This is a genomic window from Cuneatibacter caecimuris, from assembly GCF_004216775.1.
Classification (GTDB): Bacteria; Bacillota; Clostridia; order Lachnospirales; family Lachnospiraceae; genus Cuneatibacter; species Cuneatibacter caecimuris.
The window spans coordinates 501,957-516,295 of the sequence record NZ_SGXF01000001.1 but is presented as its reverse complement, the minus strand read 5'-3'; the positions used below and the strand labels follow the sequence as shown (position 1 = coordinate 516,295).

Sequence of the window (14,339 nt, the reverse complement as noted above, 5' to 3'; positions counted from 1 at the left end):
TTATATGAGTGCTGAAACTAAGCCGGCGAAACAAAAGGATATCAGGATTAAGCGCCATTGGTATGATAACGAAGGACTTGCGGGATATATTTTCATCGGCCCCTGGCTGCTGGGCTTCATGCTGTTCATGCTGATTCCGATTCTGTTATCTATTTATTTCGCGTTTGCAAAGTATGATCTTTTGAGCCCCCCTGAATGGGCAGGACTTCAGAATTTCATTAATCTGTTCACAAAGGACAGGCTTTTTTATCAGGCTTTGAAGGTGACGTTCTCCTTTGCGCTGATTTCCGTGCCCCTTCGTCTGATTTTTGCGTTGTTTGTTGCTATGATCCTCAATCGCAAGAGTAAAATGATCGCATTTTACCGCGCAGCCTATTATCTGCCTTCCATCATCGGCGGCAGCGTTGCCGTATCCGTTCTGTGGCGTACAATCTGGAGCCAGGACGGCGTGATCAACGGTATTCTTGGTTTATTTGGAATTGAAAGTACGATCTCCTATATCGGAGATATTCACTGGGCATTCTGGACCATCGTGATTTTGTATGTATGGCAGTTCGGATCTTCCATGCTGATTTTCCTGTCCGGGCTGAAACAGATTCCCACCACATATTATGAAGCGGCCACCATGGACGGCGCCGGCAAAATGAGATGTTTCTTCAAGATCACGCTGCCTATGCTGAGTCCGGTCATTCTGTTCAACCTGGTGATGCAGATCATCAACGGTTTTATGGTATTCACCCAGGCGCAGATCATCACCCAGGGCGGACCGAACAACAGGACTTTGATGTATGTGCTGTACCTGTATAATTCTTCTTTTAAGTATAATAAGTTTGGATACGCTGCCGCGCAGGCGTGGATTCTGCTGGCAATCGTAGGCTTCTTTACTGCCATTATTTTCATCACGTCCAAATCCTGGGTATTCTCTGAGGCGGACGATGGGGACAAACCCAAGAAGAAAAAGAAGAAAGGGGTGAAGGCAGCATGAAAATGTCGACAAAGCATAAAATCGGTACTGCAGTCTATCATGTGATCGTATGCGGGATCGGATTGATTATGATCTATCCGATTATCTGGATGGCGTTCAGCTCCTTCAAGGAATCAGGCGATGTACTGACCACGGTGAACCAGCTGATCCCCAGCAAATTTGTATTTGAGAACTACGTAAATGGTTGGGCCGGTTTTGCCGGGACGTCTTTCAGCGTATTTTTCCGCAACTCTTTTTTCATCACGATTTTGTCCACCATTGGCGGTGTATTTTCTTCCGTTGTTGTAGCATATGGTTTCTCCCGGCTGCATTTTAAGCTGAAGGGGCTTTGGTTTGCGATCATGATGATGACCCTGATGCTGCCCGCGCAGGTGCTGATGATTCCGCAGTACATCATGTTCGGAAGTATCGGATGGACCAACTCCTTCCTGCCGGTAATTGTTCCGGAATTCTTCGGCAAACCGTTTTTCATCTTCATGTGCATGCAGTTCATTTCCGGACTGCCCCGTGAGCTGGATGAAGCGGCCAAGATCGACGGCTGTTCCCTGTTTACCATTTTTTCCAGAATTATCATGCCGCTGCTGAAGCCGGCGATGATTACCTGCGCGATCTTCGCGTTCTACTGGAAATGGGACGACTATATGGGTTCCTTGCTGTACTTGACAGAGCCCAGGCTGTATACAGTTTCCATCGCAGTGAAGCAGTTTGCCGATCCCACCTCAGTTTCCGACTGGGGCGCCATGTTCGCCATGTGTACGCTGTCCCTGCTGCCGGTAATCATCCTGTTTATCTGTCTGCAGAAGTATATTGTAGACGGTATCGCAACCTCCGGCCTGAAGGGCTGATATTAGCAGGGAAACAAATTAATAAAAAATGGATTAATGAAACTTACTGGAAAAGGAGCTGCCGCGCCAAACCACAAAGCGCGCAGCTCTTTTTCTTTTTCCTGAAAATGCAAAAATTACGAACTATCAGCTTCCAGCCTCCCCTTGCAGAATTCCCCTTATCCAGATATAATAAAACCAGCTGCAATTATTGAGACAGAAAACGAACAGGCAGGGAAAATATATGCGTCTAAAAAGAATAAACAAAATAAAAAGACTTACGGCGGCATTCATGGCCGCCATAATCTGCTATTTCGCAGCTGTTTCTGCTGCCGCGGAAGAAGACAACATTAAAAATTTCGGTAATATTGCAGCTGGAATGCTGGAAATGCTGGATCAGGATTTCCCCGGAAGAGAGACTGGAACCGCCAGCGCGGATGCCTGTGCGGACTGGCTGGAAGGGCAGATGAACAGCTTTGGCTACCGGGTGGAGCGCCAGCCGTTTACCATGCCGGACGGGGCTGCGGGACAGAACCTGATTTCCCTGAAAACAGGAAACAGTGAAAAGGAAATCCTTTTATGCGCCCACTATGATTCTGATTTTGCCACACACGGAGCGGATGATAACGGCAGCGGAGTCAGCTTGGTACTGGAAACTGCAAAACGGCTGGCGGGGAAATCCATTCCCTGCTCCGTACGGATTATTTACTGGTCCGGGGAAGAGGCCGGGATGATCGGGTCTAAGGCCTATGTGGAACAGATGACAGCGGAAGAACAGGAACGGATTCTCTGTGTGATCAATGTGGACAGCATCGCAGCGGGAGACCGGAGATATGTCCACGGAGGCATTCCTCAGGAGGACGGTTCCGTATCCGGAATCTGGCTGCAGAAGCTTGCCCTTGAAATCTCCGAAGAATATGGGTTAGGGATGACCACCCATCCGGGAATCGGCGGAATCCCAGCGGGAACCAGGGTTCAGGGGTCGGATCAGATGTTCTTTGCCTACAGGGGGATTCCCTATATTTATCTGGAGGCCAGCCTGTACAGCGATCAGGACGGAAACGACAAGCCCCACCGTGTGCAGACTGCTGATTCCCGGGTGGAGGGCGGACAGATCATGCACAGCCCCTGGGACGAATTGGAAAAAATCAGATCTCTGTTTCCGGGCAGGGCGGAGGAACATTTGGCAGCTTACAGCAGGCTGGTATACCGGCTCTGCACCGGATTGACGCCGGAGGGGCAGCTCTTGGAGGCGGTGGAAGAGACAGAAGCTGTGCCGGAAACTACTTTTTCAGCAGAGACAGCTTCAGATACTGCTGCCCAGACTGCGCCTATAACAGAAACTGGGCTTCCGCCTGTACAGACAGAAAAAGAAGAGAGGGATACGGCAACGCAGGAGGAAGGGACAGAAGAACAGAAACGGCCGATTGTTATATGGCTGGCTGCAGCTGCCGCATGTCTTGTATTTGCCGGCGGAGCTGTAGCGTGGGCGAGTCTTAAGAGGAGGAAAAGATGAAAATAGTAAAATTTTATGATGAAGCAGAGGACAGTCTTTTAAAATTTGCGGTGATCATCACAAAGCATGGCGGAAAGAACGTATTCTGCAAGCACAGGGAGAGGGAGACGCTGGAGATTCCCGGAGGGCACCGGGAACCGGGGGAAAGGATTGATGAAACCGCATCAAGAGAGCTGCGGGAAGAGACAGGGGCGCTGGAGTTTACAATCAGGCGGATATGTGTGTATTCTGTGACAGCGGCGGACAATTTTGACGGACAGGAATCTTTTGGGATGCTCTATTTTGCGGAAGTAAAATCCTTTGAGACGGAGCTGCACAGTGAAATTGAGAAGATTATTTTGACAGACGGTCTTCCGGAGCAGTGGACTTATCCGGAAATCCAGCCGGAATTAATGAAGGAGGCTGAAAGAAGGGGGTGGCTGAAATAGGGGGAGTCGCGAAGAGGCGGCAGATAAAACTCCGGCGGCTCCATGCCTTACGGTTATAGCTGCCGGAGTTTTATCTGCCGCCTCTTTGCCTGGGGATTTCCGGGCTTGGCTGGAAAAAGGTGCTGTACTTTCATGATGGATTAATTGTGCAAGCACAGCACCTTTTTTTCGTTCAAAAATATGTGAAGGGGTTTCTGTTTTATTTTTCCACTTCGGCTTTTTTCATGGCCCTAACTTTCAGGGACAGTCCGAACAGATTGATAAAGCCTTCTGCGTCGTGGTGGTCGTACAGGTCGCCGGTGGTGAAGGAGGCGATGCTTTCGTTGTATAAGGAATAAGGCGCTGTGGTGCCTTCTTTGATGATGTTGCCTTTGTAGAGCTTCATTTTGGTCTCGCCGGTCACGTATTCCTGGGACTTTTCAATGAAAGCCTGCAGGGATTCGCGCAGAGGAGTAAACCATTTTCCTTCGTATACCAGGTCGGAGAATTTTTCTCCTATAATTTTCTTGAATGCCATCATATCGCGGTCCAGAACCAGTTCTTCCAGCTGCTGATGGGCGGCCATCAGGATGGTTCCTCCGGGGGTTTCATATACTCCGCGGGATTTCATGCCGACTACGCGGTTTTCCACAATGTCTATGATGCCCACGCCGTTTTTTCCGCCCAGTTCATTGAGCTTTGTGATGATTTCGGAAACCTTCATTTTGACGCCGTTTAATGCCACGGGAACGCCTTTTTCAAAGGAAATGGAGATGTGCTCGCCTTCTTCAGGGGCTTTTTCCGGGGTCACGCCCAGGACCAGCAGGTGGTCATAGTTGGGTTTCTGAGCAGGATCTTCCAGCTCCAGGCCTTCATGGCTGATATGCCACAGGTTCCGGTCGCGGCTGTAGCTGTTGTCGGCGGAGAAGGGAAGGTCGATGCCGTGGGCTTTGCAATAGGCGATTTCTTCTTCCCGGGAGCTCATGCCCCAGGTCTCATTGCATCTCCAGGGGGCGATGATCTTCAGGTCAGGAGCCAGGGCTTTGATGCCCAGCTCGAAACGGACCTGGTCGTTGCCTTTTCCGGTTGCGCCGTGGCAGATGGCTACTGCCCCTTCTTTTCTTGCCACATCTACCAGGATTTTCGCGATCAGGGGGCGGGCCATGGAGGTTCCTAATAAATATGCATTTTCATACACTGCGTTAGCCTGTACGCAGGGAACCACGTACTCATCGCAGAATTCGTCCACCACGTTCATGACGTAGAGCTTTTCTGCTCCGGAAAGCTTTGCCCGCTCTTCCAGGCCGTCCAGTTCGTTGCCCTGTCCCACGTTGATGCAGCAGCAGACCACGTCATAGTCGTAATTTTCTTTCAGCCAGGGGATGATGGCGGTGGTGTCCAGGCCGCCGGAGTACGCAAGAATTACTTTCTCTTTCATGTTTTTTCTCCTTCTATTCTTTCCTATGAATTCAAATTATACCTGTATGTTCTTGCATTACTATACAACATCAAAAAAGGAAATGCAATAGTTTTTCAGGAAAAAATTAAAAATGTATTGCATAATATACAATAATAATGTATAATTATGAAATCCTGAAGGAGGAGTAAAACCACTTTACATTCCGGAATCTCAGGAGTATATTGTAAGAAGTACAAAAGCAGCCTGACAGGGCGGTGAAAGGGAGAGAAAGAATGATAAAAGCAGGAATTATTGGTTCCACCGGATATGCCGGCAATGAACTGGTCCGGCTGCTGCTTCAGCATCCGGAAACGGAAATTGTGTGGTACGGCTCCAGGAGCTATATAGATGAGAGGTACGCTTCTGTGTACCGGAACATGTTCCGTTTGGTGGATGCGGTTTGTTTGGATGATAATATGGAAGAACTTGCAAAGCAGGCTGATGTGATCTTTACTGCTACGCCGCAGGGTTTCTGTGCTTCCATGATGTCGGAGAAACTGCTGGAACAGGCAAAGATCATTGATCTGAGCGCGGATTTCCGGATCAAAGATGTAAAGGTTTATGAGGAATGGTATAAGATTTCCCACAAAAGCCCTGGATTTATTTCTGAGGCAGTCTACGGCCTCTGTGAAATCAACCGGGAAGATGTGAAGAAAGCCCGTCTTGTGGCGAACCCGGGATGCTATACCACCTGTTCGATACTGACCATCTATCCTCTGGTGAAAGAGGGGCTGATCGACCCGGACAGCATCATTATTGATGCGAAATCCGGGACTTCCGGAGCCGGACGCGGAGCCAAGGTGGCAAACCTGTATTGTGAAGTGAATGAGAACATAAAAGCGTATGGGGTGGCGACCCACCGGCACACGCCGGAGATCGAGGAGCAGCTGGGGTATGCCGGCGGATGTGAGGTGAAGCTGAATTTTACGCCTCATCTGGTTCCCATGAACAGGGGAATCCTGGTGACGGCGTACGCGGCCTTAAGGAAAAGCGTTTCTGAACAAGAGGTGCGCGGAGCTTATGAGAAATATTATAAGAATGAGACCTTTATCCGGCTGCTGGAAAAGGATGTCCCTCCGGAAACCAGATGGGTGGAAGGAAGCAACTATGTGGATATCAATTTTAAAATTGATTCCCGGACCGGGCGGATTATTATGATGGGAGCGATTGATAATCTGGTAAAAGGAGCCGCAGGGCAGGCAGTGCAGAATATGAACCTGATGTTTGGGCTGCCGGAGGAAACCGGCCTGAACCAGGTGCCAATGTTCCCGTAAGGAGGCGGAAAAGATGAAGCGTATTGAAGGAGGCGTGACTGCGCCGAAAGGGTTTCTGGCGGCAGGATTGAACGCCGGAATTAAAAATTCAGATAAAAAGGACATGGCGATGATTTACAGCCAGGTTCCCTGCCGGGGGGCCGGCGTATTTACCACCAATGTGGTGAAGGCTGCGCCTGTCAAGTGGGATAAACTGGCAGTGGATACTTCGGATTATGTGCAGGCAGTGGTGGTGAACAGCGGAATAGCCAATGCCTGTACCGGGGAGGAAGGGTATGGCTGCTGTGTGGCCATGGCATCCGAAGCAGGCAGACAGCTGGATCTGCCCACACAGGCGGTGCTGGTGGCATCCACCGGTGTGATCGGGAAGCAGCTTCCCATGGATAAAATTACAGCCGGGATCGGACTTCTGGCGCAGGCTCTGGGGGAAGACCGGGAGCATTCCAGACTGGCCGCGGAGGCAATTATGACCACGGATACGCGGTCTAAGGAAGTGGCCGTGGAAACGGAAATCGGCGGCAGAACAGTGACTGTGGGCGGCATGTGCAAGGGTTCCGGGATGATCCATCCCAATATGGCAACCATGCTCTGCTTTGTGACCACGGACGCGGCAATTTCCCATGAAATGCTGCAGAAGGCGCTGAGCGGCGATGTGGAAGATACATTCAATATGATTTCTGTGGATGGAGACACTTCTACCAATGACAGCGTGCTGCTGATGGCCAACGGGATGGCGGAAAATCCGGAGATTACGGCTCCCGGACCGGGCTATGAAAACTTTTGCGCAGCCCTTCATGAGGTGATGGTGGAGCTTTCCAAAAAAATTGCCGGAGACGGGGAAGGATGCACCTGCCTGTTTGAAGTGACAGTGACTGGGGCCAGGACGAAATCCGACGCCAGAATTCTGTCCAAGTCGGTGATCTGCTCCAGCCTGACGAAGGCTGCTGTTTTCGGTCATGACGCCAACTGGGGAAGAATCCTGTGCGCGCTGGGATATTCCGGCGTGGATTTTGATCCCGGCCAGGTGGATATCTGGTTTGAGAGCAGCGCCGGGAGGCTGAAGATTGTGGAAAACGGCGTGGATACAGGCTACAGTGAGGAAAAGGCTACGGAGATCCTTTCACAGGAAGAAGTCCGGGCGGTCTGCGACATGAAACAGGGAGAAGAAAGCGCCACGGCCTGGGGATGTGATTTGACCTATGACTATGTGAGAATTAACGGAGACTACAGAAGCTGACGGGAGAGGGAAAATGGATCAGAAAATCATGGAAAAGGCGGCGACCCTCATAGAGGCCCTGCCTTATATACAGCGGTTTAACCGCAAAATCGTGGTGGTAAAATACGGCGGAAGCGCCATGGCGGACGAGGAGCTGCAGCGCCATGTAATTCAGGACGTGGTGCTGCTGAAGCTGGTGGGATTCAAACCCATTATTGTCCACGGCGGCGGAAAAGCCATCAGCCGTTGGGTTGGAAAAGTGGGCAAGGAGCCCAAATTTGTGAACGGTCTGCGGGTTACGGATGAAGAAACCATGGAAATCGCAGAAATGGTGCTGAACCGGGTGAACAAGTCCCTGGTTGCCATGGCCCAGGAGCTGGGCGTGAAGGCGGTTGGGATTTCCGGCAAGGACGGCATGCTGCTGCGAGTGGGAAAAAAGCTGTCCGGCGGTGAAGATATCGGTTATGTGGGAGAAATCCAGACAGTGGACCCCAAGATTCTTTATGACCTTCTGGAGAAAGACTTTCTTCCTATTATATGCCCGGTTGGGTTTGACAGCACATACCACAGCTATAACATCAATGCGGACGATGCGGCCTGCGCGATCGCCAGAGCGGTGAAAGCGGAGAAGCTGGCGTTTCTGACTGATGTGGAAGGGGTATACCGGGACCCTGCGGATAAGAGTTCCCTGATTTCAGAACTGACGGTGGAACAGATGAAAGAACTTCTGGCCAGCGGCCAGGTAGGCGGAGGGATGCTGCCAAAGCTGCAGAACTGCCTGGACGCCATCCTCCACGGAGTGTCCAGAGTACATATCATGGACGGACGGATCGCACACTGCCTGCTGTTGGAGATCTTTACAGATAAAGGAATCGGGACCGCGATTCTGCATGATGAAGGAGAGAGGTATTTCCATGAAGAAAACTGAAATCATAGAGAAAGCAGAGGCGAACCTGCTGCATACCTATAACCGTTTTCCTGTGGTGCTGGACCGGGGGGAGGGCGTTTATCTGTATGACTGCGACGGCAAGCAGTATCTGGATTTTGCGGCCGGAATTGCGGTGTTTGCTTTGGGGTATCACAATCCTGACTTTGACAATGCGGTCAAAGCCCAGGCGGATAAACTGGTGCACACTTCCAACTTGTTCTATAATGAACCTGCCGCTGAGACGGCGGAGAAATTGAACAGGCTGACCGGCATGGACCGGGTATTTTTCACCAACAGCGGGACGGAAGCCATTGAAGGCGCGATTAAGCTGGCCAGGAAATATGCCTACAATAAAGACGGCTGCACGGACCATGAGATCATAGCCATGAACCATTCTTTTCACGGCCGAAGCATGGGGGCGCTGTCTGTAACCGGAAAAGCCGCTTATCAGGATCCGTTCAAGCCTTTGATCGGCGGGGTGAAATTTGCGGAATACAATGACCTGGACAGTGTGAAAGATCTGGTGACAGACAAGACCTGCGCCGTCATCCTGGAGACGTTCCAGGGAGAAGGCGGGATTTATCCGGCGGAAGAGGGCTTTTTAAAAGGTTTGCGCAGGATCTGTGATGAAAAGGATATTCTCCTGATATTTGATGAGATCCAGTGCGGCATGGGGCGGACGGGGAAGATGTTCTGCTATCAGCACTATGGCGTGGAGCCGGATGTGCTGACGGTGGCGAAAGCCCTGGGCAACGGCCTGCCTGTGGGGGCTTTCCTGTGTAAGGAGTTTGCGGCCGCCCTGGTTCCGGGAGACCACGGCACCACTTATGGGGGAAACCCTCTGGTGTGCGCCGCTGCCGGAAAGGTGCTGGACTTGTTTGAAGAACGGAAGCTGCCGGAACACGCAAAAGAGGTGGGAGAATACCTGTACCAGCAGTTAGAGGGACTGAAAGAGCGGCACAGCTGTATTAAAGATCACAGGGGGATGGGCCTGCTGCAGGGCCTGGAATTTGTGGAAAGCACGCCTGTGGGAGAGGTTTGCAGCAAGGCGCAGGACCAGGGCCTGATTGTGATCAGCGCTTCCGGAAATGTTCTGCGGTTTGTTCCTCCGCTGATTGTTGAAAAAGAGCATGTGGATGAGATGATCCGGAAGCTGGAAAATTGTCTGGATTGAGGCGTTTTCAGAGAAATTAAAATGGGGGAATCGCGAAGAGGCGGCAGATAAAACTCCGGTGGCTCCATGCCTTACGGCTATAGCCACCTCCGTTTTATCTGCCGCCTCTTTGCCGGGGGGATTCCCCAGCCTGGAGAAAAGTTGCCTGTCTGCGGTGTATCGCAGGTGCGGCGCAATTCCTTACGCAGCAGTGCGATCCTCCGGAGGGTTTGTTGCTGTCAACTTAAAAGGGCGCGGTGTCCGGGTCTCTTGTGGGGCCGCAGCATTCGGTGAGGCCTGCGATCAAAGACACATCTTCAGGAGAAAGTTCAAAATCAAAGACCTGTGTGTTTTCCTGAATTCTGGCTGGAGTGACGGACTTGGGAAGAGGGAGATATCCCATCTGCAGGGACCAGCGGATACAGATCTGAGCGATGGATCTGCCGTATTTCTCTGCAAGAGTTTTCATTTCGGGGACTTCAAAGATACGGCCGGTACCCATTGGACTGTATGCTTCCAGCAGCATATTGTGGCTGCGGCAGTATTTCACAACTTCGGGCTGGGTTTCTCCGGGACACAGACGGATCTGGTTGACCATGGGCGCCACTTCAGCAGTTTTAGAGATTTCTTCCAGGTGGTGAGGAAGGAAGTTACTTACTCCAATGGCACGGATGAGCCCGGCCCGGTACAGCTCTTCAAATGCTTTCCAGGTGCCTGCGTTCGTTTCCTGCCAATGTTCCCGGTATTTTATGGGATTTGGCCAGTGGATGAGATAAAGGTCCAGATAATCCAGGCCCAGATCCTTCAGCGTCTTGTCAAACCCTTTCAGCGTATTCTCATATCCGTGCATTTCATTCCAGAGCTTACTGGTGACAAAGAGCTCTTTCCGGTCTATGCCGCTGCCTGCAATCGCCTTTCCCACGCTTTCTTCATTTCCATAGGCGGCAGCAGTATCAATATGGCGGTAGCCTGCGCCCAGAGCAGCCTTTACAGCCTCATATGCAGTCTGGCCGTCAGGAGCCTGCCAAGTGCCAAAACCGATACAGGGGATCTTCACCCCATTGTTTAATTCGTAACAATCTGTCAGTGATTTCATCGAAAACCTCCTTATCTAAAAAGCAATTGTGCCGCATGATATAAAAATATGGTATCACGATAAAGGATTTCCGGTCAAGGGAGGAAAGTACAAAAATGTATAAATAACCCGGATTGTGGCAGGATAATAATTAATATTATCAAACCAAATAACAGGAGGAAATTTTTATGGTGGGATTATTGCTGGCACTGTTGTCCGGGGCTTTGATGAGCGTACAGGGTGTGTTCAATACGGAGGTGACAAAGCAGAGCAGTATCTGGGTTGCGGCCGGGTTTGTACAGATCACGGCTTTTGTCGTCTGCCTGGCGGCGTGGCTGATTACCGGCAGGGAGAGCGTGTCGTCTCTGTTTTCTGTGCATCCATGGTACATGCTGCTGGGCGGTGTGATCGGAGCCTTTATCACAATTACAGTGATTATGAGCATGAACAGCCTGGGCCCTGCAAAAGCGGCGCTGCTGATCGTCACAGCTCAGGTACTGGTGGCATATCTGATAGAATTGTTCGGTCTCTTTGGCGTGGAGAAAGCCGGATTCGAATGGCGCAAGCTGTTCGGAATGCTGCTGGCTGTGGGCGGAATCGCACTGTTTAAATGGGATTGAAAAAGAGCTTGCAAGCCCGGTCAGGTTCATGTAGAATAGTAGTATCGGGCTGAAAGGGCATTGTGCCGGCAGAAAGTGCAGGTGCATATGTGGAAAAAATATGGAAAACCGTTGATTCTGGGAGGATCTCTGATTCTGCTGGCAATTTTGTATAGCCTGGGCACTCTTCTGGGTTCCGGAGAAACAGAGGACAACGCGCCGGATTGGGAAACAGGCGGCTTTGCGCAGCGGGAGAGTTCCGAACAGAATAATGTCAGTTCTGCTGCGGGCAGTGAACCGGAGGATACTTTCTCAGGCGTTTCAGACGCGCAGATCTTTATCTATCTGTGCGGCGCAGTCAGAAATCCTGCCGTATACGGGATGGCTTCCGGTTCCCGGCTCTATGAAGCCGTGGAGCTGGCCGGCGGCCTGCGTGAAGATGCCGCTGCTGATGCCGTAAATCTGGCTCAGGTGCTGGAAGATGGCCAGAGGATCAGGATTCCGACAGAAGAGGAAGCTGCGCAGGGCATCACGGATGCGGTGATGACGGAACTTGCGGAAGGTCCGGCAGCCGACGGACTGGTGGATATAAACCGGGCGTCTCTGGCAGAGCTGATGACGCTTCCGGGGATCGGAGAGACCAGGGCGCAGGCGGTGCTGGATTACCGCGCCACCCATGGTCCCTTTCAGCGAATTGAAGATATTACGAATGTTTCCGGTATTAAGGAAGCATCTTATGAAAAGATCAAACACCTGATCAAGGTGTGACAGAGGGGAAACAGATGGCTAGGGTTTTAGTGGTAGATGACGAAAAGATGATTGTAAAAGGCATCCGCTTCAGTCTGGAGCAGGACCAGATGCAGGTGGACTGTGCGTATGACGGGGAAGAGGCCCTTGAGCTGGCCCGGAAAACGGAATATGATGTGGTGTTGCTGGATATTATGCTGCCCAAGATGGATGGATTTCAGGTGTGCCAGCAGATCAGGGAGTTTTCCAACATGCCCATCATTATGCTGACAGCCCGCGGGGATGATATGGATAAGATCCTGGGCCTGGAATACGGGGCGGATGACTATATCACGAAACCTTTCAATATCCTGGAGGTAAAAGCCAGGATCAAAGCCATCATGCGCAGAAGCCAGAAAGGACATGCCAAGGAAGAGAAGTCCGCCGTGATCGAGTCAGGAGACCTGATGCTGGACTGTGAAGGCAGGCGCTGCTTTATTGAAGGCCGTGAGATCAATCTGACGGCCAAGGAATTTGACCTTCTGGAGCTGCTGGTAAACAATCCTGGCAAGGTGTACAGCAGGGATAATCTGCTGAATATCGTCTGGGGATATGAATATCCCGGAGACGTGAGGACCGTGGACGTCCACGTGCGGCGGCTGAGAGAAAAAATTGAGAGCAGTCCCAGCGAGCCTAAATATGTTCATACGAAGTGGGGAGTGGGTTATTATTTTAAAAATTAGGACAAAGTTAAGAAAATATAAGAGCCTGCACCTCAGCCTGATTTTTCTGATTATGGTGTTCGGCATGCTTCCGCTGGTGATCTGCAAAGAAATTCTTCTGGCCTCCTATGAGGACACCCAGATCCGCCAGAGAATGAGCGAAATGCAGAGTTTGAGCCTGGGCTATATGAACCAGATCCTGTCCAGCGGCTATCTGGATGTGCCGGATAAAAACAGTGATATTGCCGGCAGGCTGGAACAGGCCGCAGAGATGTACGACGGGCGTATCCAATTGATAGACGCACAGTACAGGGTGGTTCTGGATACCCGGTCTGTGGACGAGGGAAAATACAATATATCAGAAGCTGTAATGAAGTCTTTTAAGGGGCAGCGCTACAGCTTTTATAACAGTGAGAAAAAATACATAGAATTTACTATGCCGCTGGCGGGATCTCAGAACAGCCATGTAGCTGGAGTGATGATCGTAGGCGCTTCCGTAAATAATATTGAAGTAGTGATGCTTTCTGTGCGCCACAAGGCCAATATTCTGCTGTGGCTCTGCGCTGCGGTGATGATGACAGTGGCCTTTCTGATTTCCTGGGTGATGATGCGGCCTTTTAAACGGGTGCGGGTTTCTGTTGAAAAAGCCAGAGAAGGGGAATCCGACATCGTGATAGAAAACGCCGGATATGTGGAGCTCCGCGGGATTACAGACAGTTTTCAGGCAGTGCTCGGACGGCTGAGAGCTCTGGATACTTCCAGGCAGGAGTTTGTTTCCAACGTATCCCATGAGCTGAAGACCCCGATCACCTCTATGCGGGTGCTGGCGGATTCTCTGCTGACCCAGGAAAATGTCCCGGCAGAAATTTACCGGGAGTTTATGGCAGATATATCAGAGGAAATCGACCGGGAGAGCAAGATCATCAGCGATCTTCTTGCTTTGGTTAAGCTGGACAAGGCGGCTACGGAGATGAATCTGGACCAGGTGAATATCAATGAGCTGGTGGAAGGGATCCTCAAGCGGCTCCGCCCCATTGCAGAGAAACGGAACATTGAACTGGTTCTTGAAAGTTTCCGCCCCATCACGGCCGAGGTAGATGAAGTGAAGCTGTCGCTGGCCATTACGAATCTGGTGGAGAATGCGATTAAATACAACAAAGATGACGGATGGGTTCATGTTTCCCTGAATGCGGATCATAAATACTTCTTTGTGAAGGTGGCTGATTCAGGAGTGGGAATCCCGGAGGATGCGGCACAACATATTTTCGAACGTTTTTACCGGGTGGATAAGGCCCGGTCCAGAGAAACAGGAGGGACAGGCCTTGGCCTGGCGATTACACAGAATGTAATCAACCTCCACCATGGCGCCATTAAGATGTACAGCAGGGCGGGAGAGGGCAGCACCTTTATGATGAGAATCCCTCTGTCATATATTGCATGAGAGGTATGAGAAGG

14 protein-coding genes are annotated in these 14,339 nt (G+C 51.0%); 12 read left to right on the top strand and 2 right to left on the bottom strand.

What is annotated here, in order from left to right:
* Nucleotides 1–4 precede the first annotated feature (4 nt).
* The 4 genes from EV209_RS02455 to EV209_RS02440 all read left to right on the top strand — a co-directional run bounded on the left by EV209_RS02455 (nt 5) and on the right by EV209_RS02440 (nt 3,753).
* Entirely contained in the window at nt 5–985 is a 981-nt protein-coding gene (locus tag EV209_RS02455; protein WP_130432712.1) for a carbohydrate ABC transporter permease, read from the top strand.
* A 2-nt stretch (nt 986–987) separates the two neighbouring features.
* A complete protein-coding gene (locus EV209_RS02450; RefSeq protein WP_408609004.1) occupies nt 988–1,830 on the top strand; it encodes a carbohydrate ABC transporter permease in 843 nt (280 codons plus the stop codon).
* 271 nt (nt 1,831–2,101) lie between these two features.
* Nucleotides 2,102–3,325, top strand: coding sequence for a M28 family metallopeptidase (locus EV209_RS02445; RefSeq protein WP_165388788.1), 1,224 nt, complete (start codon nt 2,102–2,104; stop codon nt 3,323–3,325).
* Entirely contained in the window at nt 3,322–3,753 is a 432-nt protein-coding gene (locus EV209_RS02440; protein WP_130432705.1) for an NUDIX hydrolase, read from the top strand. Before EV209_RS02445 ends, EV209_RS02440 begins: the two co-directional genes overlap by 4 nt.
* A gap of 199 nt (nt 3,754–3,952) precedes the next feature.
* On the opposite strand, the gene EV209_RS02435 is transcribed toward EV209_RS02440, so the two are convergent.
* Nucleotides 3,953–5,170 carry an argininosuccinate synthase gene (locus EV209_RS02435; RefSeq protein WP_130432703.1) on the bottom strand — a complete coding sequence of 406 codons (1,218 nt, stop codon included), beginning with the start codon at nt 5,168–5,170 and terminating at the stop codon, nt 3,953–3,955.
* Nucleotides 5,171–5,424: 254 nt separating this feature from the next.
* Here EV209_RS02435 and argC point away from each other — a divergent pair, with 254 nt between their 5' ends.
* From argC to EV209_RS02415, 4 genes are read left to right on the top strand one after another with little or no spacing between them, the layout of a single operon-like run.
* Nucleotides 5,425–6,465: an N-acetyl-gamma-glutamyl-phosphate reductase gene (gene argC / locus EV209_RS02430; RefSeq protein WP_130432701.1), complete on the top strand. Its 1,041-nt coding sequence runs from the start codon at nt 5,425–5,427 to the stop codon at nt 6,463–6,465.
* A gap of 13 nt (nt 6,466–6,478) precedes the next feature.
* A complete protein-coding gene (gene argJ / locus EV209_RS02425) occupies nt 6,479–7,702 on the top strand; it encodes a bifunctional glutamate N-acetyltransferase/amino-acid acetyltransferase ArgJ (protein ID WP_130432699.1) in 1,224 nt (407 codons plus the stop codon).
* 13 nt (nt 7,703–7,715) lie between these two features.
* Nucleotides 7,716–8,609: an acetylglutamate kinase gene (gene argB, locus EV209_RS02420; RefSeq protein WP_130432697.1), complete on the top strand. Its 894-nt coding sequence runs from the start codon at nt 7,716–7,718 to the stop codon at nt 8,607–8,609.
* The gene (locus EV209_RS02415) at nt 8,596–9,783 is read left to right on the top strand and encodes an aspartate aminotransferase family protein (protein ID WP_130432695.1); all 1,188 of its coding nucleotides are present in this window, start codon (nt 8,596–8,598) and stop codon (nt 9,781–9,783) included. The genes argB and EV209_RS02415 overlap by 14 nt, the downstream gene beginning before the upstream one ends.
* Before the next feature lie 223 nt (nt 9,784–10,006).
* Here EV209_RS02415 and EV209_RS02410 read toward each other — a convergent pair whose 3' ends face one another.
* Complete coding sequence (locus tag EV209_RS02410) at nt 10,007–10,858, bottom strand: aldo/keto reductase (protein ID WP_130432693.1); 852 nt, start codon at nt 10,856–10,858, stop codon at nt 10,007–10,009.
* A 167-nt stretch (nt 10,859–11,025) separates the two neighbouring features.
* Between EV209_RS02410 and EV209_RS02405 the strand changes: the two genes are divergently transcribed.
* From EV209_RS02405 to EV209_RS02390, 4 genes are all read left to right on the top strand, one after another.
* Nucleotides 11,026–11,457: a DMT family transporter gene (locus EV209_RS02405; RefSeq protein ID WP_330520627.1), complete on the top strand. Its 432-nt coding sequence runs from the start codon at nt 11,026–11,028 to the stop codon at nt 11,455–11,457.
* Nucleotides 11,458–11,544: 87 nt separating this feature from the next.
* The gene (locus EV209_RS02400; protein ID WP_130432691.1) at nt 11,545–12,204 is read left to right on the top strand and encodes a helix-hairpin-helix domain-containing protein; all 660 of its coding nucleotides are present in this window, start codon (nt 11,545–11,547) and stop codon (nt 12,202–12,204) included.
* Between the two features lie 14 nt (nt 12,205–12,218).
* The gene (locus EV209_RS02395; RefSeq protein ID WP_130432689.1) at nt 12,219–12,905 is read left to right on the top strand and encodes a response regulator transcription factor; all 687 of its coding nucleotides are present in this window, start codon (nt 12,219–12,221) and stop codon (nt 12,903–12,905) included.
* Entirely contained in the window at nt 12,862–14,325 is a 1,464-nt protein-coding gene (locus tag EV209_RS02390) for a sensor histidine kinase (protein ID WP_130432687.1), read from the top strand. Before EV209_RS02395 ends, EV209_RS02390 begins: the two co-directional genes overlap by 44 nt.
* Nucleotides 14,326–14,339: the final 14 nt, after the last annotated feature.

What these genes read in the sequence shown, in the direction of transcription:
- EV209_RS02455 (WP_130432712.1), top strand. Translation starts at nt 5, where the DNA reads ATGAGTGCTGAAACTAAGCCGGCGAAACAAAAGGATATCAGGATTAAG.
- EV209_RS02450 (WP_408609004.1), top strand. Translation starts at nt 988, where the DNA reads ATGTCGACAAAGCATAAAATCGGTACTGCAGTCTATCATGTGATCGTA.
- EV209_RS02445 (WP_165388788.1), top strand. Translation starts at nt 2,102, where the DNA reads ATGGCCGCCATAATCTGCTATTTCGCAGCTGTTTCTGCTGCCGCGGAA.
- EV209_RS02440 (WP_130432705.1), top strand. Translation starts at nt 3,322, where the DNA reads ATGAAAATAGTAAAATTTTATGATGAAGCAGAGGACAGTCTTTTAAAA.
- EV209_RS02435 (WP_130432703.1), bottom strand. Translation starts at nt 5,170, where the DNA reads ATGAAAGAGAAAGTAATTCTTGCGTACTCCGGCGGCCTGGACACCACC.
- argC (WP_130432701.1), top strand. Translation starts at nt 5,425, where the DNA reads ATGATAAAAGCAGGAATTATTGGTTCCACCGGATATGCCGGCAATGAA.
- argJ (WP_130432699.1), top strand. Translation starts at nt 6,479, where the DNA reads ATGAAGCGTATTGAAGGAGGCGTGACTGCGCCGAAAGGGTTTCTGGCG.
- argB (WP_130432697.1), top strand. Translation starts at nt 7,716, where the DNA reads ATGGATCAGAAAATCATGGAAAAGGCGGCGACCCTCATAGAGGCCCTG.
- EV209_RS02415 (WP_130432695.1), top strand. Translation starts at nt 8,596, where the DNA reads ATGAAGAAAACTGAAATCATAGAGAAAGCAGAGGCGAACCTGCTGCAT.
- EV209_RS02410 (WP_130432693.1), bottom strand. Translation starts at nt 10,858, where the DNA reads ATGAAATCACTGACAGATTGTTACGAATTAAACAATGGGGTGAAGATC.
- EV209_RS02405 (WP_330520627.1), top strand. Translation starts at nt 11,026, where the DNA reads ATGGTGGGATTATTGCTGGCACTGTTGTCCGGGGCTTTGATGAGCGTA.
- EV209_RS02400 (WP_130432691.1), top strand. Translation starts at nt 11,545, where the DNA reads ATGTGGAAAAAATATGGAAAACCGTTGATTCTGGGAGGATCTCTGATT.
- EV209_RS02395 (WP_130432689.1), top strand. Translation starts at nt 12,219, where the DNA reads ATGGCTAGGGTTTTAGTGGTAGATGACGAAAAGATGATTGTAAAAGGC.
- EV209_RS02390 (WP_130432687.1), top strand. Translation starts at nt 12,862, where the DNA reads ATGTTCATACGAAGTGGGGAGTGGGTTATTATTTTAAAAATTAGGACA.